The sequence below is a fragment of the Syntrophomonas sp. UBA5494 genome (assembly GCF_002426325.1).
In genome coordinates, this window is record NZ_DIPG01000012.1 from 1 (window position 1) to 3,842 (window position 3,842).

The 3,842-nt window shown below is 52.3% G+C and carries 5 protein-coding genes; 1 reads left to right on the forward strand and 4 read right to left on the reverse strand.

The window, feature by feature from the left end:
* The 4 genes from B3W37_RS01690 to B3W37_RS01705 all read right to left on the reverse strand — a co-directional run.
* Nucleotides 1–365, reverse strand: a 365-nt coding sequence (locus B3W37_RS01690; RefSeq protein WP_483174595.1) for a hypothetical protein, incomplete at its 3' end; no start/stop codon positions are given.
* 13 nt (nucleotides 366–378) lie between these two features.
* Nucleotides 379–1,590 carry an ABC transporter permease gene (locus tag B3W37_RS01695; protein ID WP_483169768.1) on the reverse strand — a complete coding sequence of 404 codons (1,212 nt, stop codon included), beginning with the start codon at nucleotides 1,588–1,590 and terminating at the stop codon, nucleotides 379–381.
* A gap of 19 nt (nucleotides 1,591–1,609) precedes the next feature.
* The gene (locus B3W37_RS01700; RefSeq protein WP_483169767.1) at nucleotides 1,610–2,329 is read right to left on the reverse strand and encodes an ABC transporter ATP-binding protein; all 720 of its coding nucleotides are present in this window, start codon (nucleotides 2,327–2,329) and stop codon (nucleotides 1,610–1,612) included.
* 25 nt (nucleotides 2,330–2,354) lie between these two features.
* Nucleotides 2,355–3,554, reverse strand: coding sequence for an efflux RND transporter periplasmic adaptor subunit (locus tag B3W37_RS01705; protein WP_483174596.1), 1,200 nt, complete (start codon nucleotides 3,552–3,554; stop codon nucleotides 2,355–2,357).
* A 31-nt stretch (nucleotides 3,555–3,585) separates the two neighbouring features.
* Here B3W37_RS01705 and B3W37_RS01710 point away from each other — a divergent pair.
* A partial coding sequence (locus B3W37_RS01710) for a hypothetical protein (protein ID WP_483174597.1) occupies nucleotides 3,586–3,842 on the forward strand: 257 nt, incomplete at its 3' end.

Consider the following 3,842-nt stretch of genomic DNA (forward strand, 5'->3'; position numbering starts at 1 on the left):
ATATCCTTTATCACCTTATCAGCGGTAACAATCCTGGACTTCTTGGACTGCTGCCAGGCGATATCACTTTCGATCAGGTTTAAATAGGCATTGGCATCGTCCTGGTAGGTGCCGTCGGCAGGGACATAAAATACGCTGGCTGCGGCCTTATCCCGCAGCAGTTCATTGCTCTCAATCTGATAATCCGCTATCTTAACGCTGCTGCTATGCTTTAGGCCTTTTTCCACGGCCTGTGTCAGCGTCAGAACGGGTTGTTCCTGCTCCGGGGAAGGTTCTTCTCCCAAAACGGAAGCTGGCCAGGACCAGCAGGAAACCGTTAACGTCAGGGCTGCCAATATGGCGGTCAATATCCGACCCGCTTGCATAGGAAAACCTCCTTTATTCAAAACGCAATGCTTCGATGGGATTGGAACGAGCTGCCTTGCTGGCAGGATAGTAGCCGAAAAAGAGCCCCACCATCAGCGAAAAGCCCAGGGCAACCGCTATCAACCAGGGCGAGAGCTTGATTTGGAGATCTGCCAGAGTTCCCAGTAAAGAGCTGCCTCCCCAGCCCAAGAGTACTCCGATTATTCCTCCCCAGATACAGAGCAGCAGGGCTTCGATCAGAAATTGGGTCATAATAGCCCGGGGGGTGGCTCCTACTGCCATGCGTACCCCAATTTCCCGGGTCCGCTCGGTTACTGACACCAGCATGATATTCATAATACCGATACCCCCTACCAGGAGCGAAACCGCTGCTATGCCCCCCAAAAGAAAAGTAAATATACGGGTAGTGTCTTCTATGGTGGATAATACCTGGGCCATGTCCTGGATCATAAAGTCGTCCTCCGCACTATCCGCCAAGCGGTGACGCTGGCGCAGCAAGGTAGTGACGGCATTTTTCAGAGGTTCCAGGGATTCGGTATTGACGGCTTGAATATTGATGGTCCGCACTGCGGCGCTGCCCAGCAGTCTTTGCTGGGCAGTGGTTATGGGGATGTAAACCGAATTGTCCTGATCAGATCCGGAACCCTCCGCTCCCCTTGAAGTCAAAACCCCTATGACCGTATAGTTAAGGCCGTTTATCTGCAACTGGCTTCCCACCGGACTCTGCGCGCCGGTATACAGATTATCTACCACGGTCTGACCGATTACAGCTACCAGACTTCCCTGAGCCAGGTCTTCCTCAGTTATGAATCCGCCCAGCCGGGTAGGCCAATCTTTTATATCCTGCAGAGCCGGGACGGTACCGCTGACCGGCGCGGTCCAGGTAAGGCTGCCTACGGACAGGGTAGCCTGGGTACTTGATTCAGGGGCCACATGTTGTATCAGGGGCAGATCAGATATGGCAGCAACATCGTCCATGGTCAGCTGCGCGGTGGCGGTGGCTCCCCGCACCGGGCCGAAACCCCCTCCCGAAGTAACAATCAACAGGTTAGACCCCATACTGGCTATCCGGTCGGTTATACCTGAACTAGCCCCTTGGCTCAAGGACACCATGGTGATGACCGCGCCAACCCCAATGATAACCCCCAGCATAGTCAGAAATGAGCGCATCTTGTTGAGCAAAAGGCTGCGCCAGGCAATTTGCAGGCATGATATCAAGTCCATGTTTCTTCCACCTTATTCTCTACTTGGCCGGTATGGCTCGAAGCTGGTTTTTGACCGCTTCGGTATTAACCACCATACCATCGCTGAGGCGTATGATACGCTGGCAGTGTTGTCCGATCTCGTTTTCATGAGTAACTATTACTATAGCAAGCTGTTGTTCACGGTGCAGGTTTTGCAGTAAAGCCATGATTTCGTGGCTAGTGCTGGTATCCAGTGCTCCGGTAGGCTCATCGGCAAGAATCAGTCTGGGCCGGTTGACCAAGGCGCGGGCGATGGCTACGCGCTGTTGCTGACCTCCCGATAGCTGATTGGGGCGGTGATGCTCCCTGCCCTTGAGCCCGACCAAGTTCAACATTTCTAAAGCCCGGCGCTGGCGTTCCCTGCTCTTTATCCCCGCATAGATCAGGGGCATAGTGACATTTTCCAGGGCTGAAGCCCTTCCTAAAAGGTTGAAGTTCTGAAATACGAAGCCGATGAGACGATTGCGCAGAAATGCCAATTGCTCTGGGGCCAGGGCCATCACCTCATAACCGGCCAGGGTATATGAACCGCTGTCGGGCTTATCCAGGCAGCCCAGGAGATTCATCAAAGTTGATTTCCCTGATCCGGAATAACCCATTATGGCAGTCATCTCATGTTCCCCGATGTCCAGCGTGATGCCGCGCAAAGCTCGTACCGGGGCCCCTGCTCCGTAATAGGTCTTAACGATTTCTTCCAGTTTAATTAATGGTTGATTCATGGCGGTCCCTCTTGTGAAAAAACGGCTAAGGGCGTATCATCACAGGCGCCCCCATTCCCGGGGCACTGCGGTTATCATTGTTCCTGGTTTGAGCCGAAGCAGCCGGATTGTCCCCGCTGGCGCTGCCGCCCAGCGATGAGCCGATGATGATTTGGTCACCTTCCTGCAAACCCTCTATGACCTCAATATTTTGGCTGTCGTTCAGCCCTGTGCTTATCGCTTTTTGGACCGGCTGGTTGTTCTCTAAAACCAGCACCACTTTTTGCTGGGCTTGGTCCGCCGCTGCGGTCTGCCTGGCTGCAATACCGCTGGCAGAGGCTGCAGATCTGCCGGCTGCCGCACCGCTCCTGACATAGGACTCCGCATAAGATACAGCCATCATGGGAATAGTCAGGACATCTTTTGACGCCGCTATGATGATATTGGCGTTTACCGACATCCCTGAGCGCAACAACCCCTCGCTGTTGTCGATGATGATAATTACCGGGTAGAAATTGACATTGCTGACGGTAGTAGCTTCCGGTGAGATCTTATCCAGCTTGCCGGTAAAAGTCCTATCAGTGTAAGTTCCGCTGGTGAATTCGACCTCCTGGCCGGGTTCGAGCCGGCCCACATCGACTTCGTTGACCAGGGCTTTGAGATAGAGTTCTTCGCTGATGAGGGTGATCAATGAGGCGCTGTTGGAAGAACCTCCACTGAGGCCGGCCTGGCTGTCCACAGTGCTGATGATGCCGGAGAATGGGGCAATCAATTTGGCGCTGCTCAATTCGTTGCGGTCCATTTCCAGTTTAGCCTGGCTGCTTTCCAACTGCGCCTGTGCTGAAGCCAGGTCCAATTCAGCCTGTTTATATCCGTCCAGGGCTTCGTTGAGGGCAGACTGGGAAATAAATCCCCCGTCAAAAAGCTCTTGTTGCTGCTCCAGTTTTGTTTTGGCCTGGTCCTCTTTTCGGGTGAGATTCTGAATTTGAATCTCCTGTTGAGAGAGGTTTATCTCTGATTGCCTTACCTGGGCCAAAAGAGAAGTATCATCTTGCTCTGCCAGAACCTGGCCCTTGCTTACCTTATCTCCGGGCTGCAGGGTGATGGATTTAACATCGCCGCTGTTCTTAAACTGTAATTCTGCTCTTTCGACCGGTTCGATGGTGCCGGTAGCCTGGACTACATCCATAATTGAGCCTCTTACCGCCGAAGCAGTCAGATAACCGGCTTCAGCCGGCTTATCCATTTGCCGGTAAACTAAAAAACCGGTTGCTGCTATGACCAGCAGCACACCTATAATAATAATTGGCTTTCTAGGTTTAAATGGCTGGGGCATTACAGTTTGGGGAAGGCTTTCGTTTTCAGTCATGGGAAATTTCACCTCACAGAACCTGATCATTCCATCTCCCATGTTAAAACCCCATTGTTGCAAAATTATAAGAAAAGTGTGTAAAAACTGTGGAATGAATAAGAAGTGCAAACCTAAGCCAGTTATAGGGGAGGGTTTTAAAAATGAGTTGTGTTGCCTGGAATA